This is a genomic window from Tsukamurella sputi (assembly GCF_007858445.1).
GTDB lineage: Bacteria > Actinomycetota > Actinomycetes > Mycobacteriales > Mycobacteriaceae > Tsukamurella > Tsukamurella sputi.
Map to the genome: position 1 here is coordinate 1 of NZ_VIGV01000029.1, position 810 is coordinate 810.

Below are 810 nucleotides of genomic sequence, written 5' to 3' on the forward strand. Positions count from 1 at the left end.
GAGTGAACCTCTTATTCCACTTTAGCAGATCTACCTAATATTTATCCTTTCTCCATCAAAAAAGCGCCATCTAATCGATGACGCTTCTTAAAAAATTATGCCGCACCAATGGCTTCAAGCTGATCAAGCGATGGCGCATAGAGATAACTTCCGGTCACTGCATGGGTATAAGAGAGCATGCGATCGAAATGCTCATCTTCCTCCCCAAACATTCGCGCTAACATCTTCTCATAACGTGTTAATTCTGCACTATAAGCGAGGAAGTAGAGCCCTTTTTCGCCACTTGCATAACCATAAGGAAGGCTATGGCGTACAATCTCTAACTCTTCCCCATCTTCATCAATCACAACACGCTCTGTATGTGCGCCTACCGGCTTCTCATCATCATCCATCTCAATATCATCAACCTTAGTTCGACCAAAGATATTCTCCTGAGTTCTTAGATCAAAATGGTTGATCTGCTCTAAGGAGTGAACCCACTTTTGAGCAATCACATAACTACCGCCGGCATCGATCCCTTCATTAATCACAGCAACCTCGGTACGATCCTTCAATCCTTTAGGATTTTCCGTTCCATCAACAAATCCACCTAGGTCACGTGCTTCAAGCCACCTAAAGCCATGCACCTCTTCTTCGATGGTGATCAGATCTCCAAAAATTTTCACCAGATCTTGTGCGACTGAGAAGTTGATTCGATGGGAATGGGAGTTAATATGAACAAACATATCTCGCTGTGTTGCCTTAGCCATGCCGTAGCCGAGCTCTCTAAAATCGACCAATTCAGCAGCACTTTCACTCTCTTCAGAGAGT

The 810-nt window shown here is 44.1% G+C and carries 1 protein-coding gene; it reads right to left on the bottom strand.

Annotated features, from left to right (window positions below):
• Positions 1-95: 95 nt before the first annotated feature.
• Positions 96-810: Dyp-type peroxidase (locus tag FK268_RS25790; RefSeq protein ID WP_146437771.1), on the bottom strand; the 715-nt coding region annotated here is incomplete at its 5' end.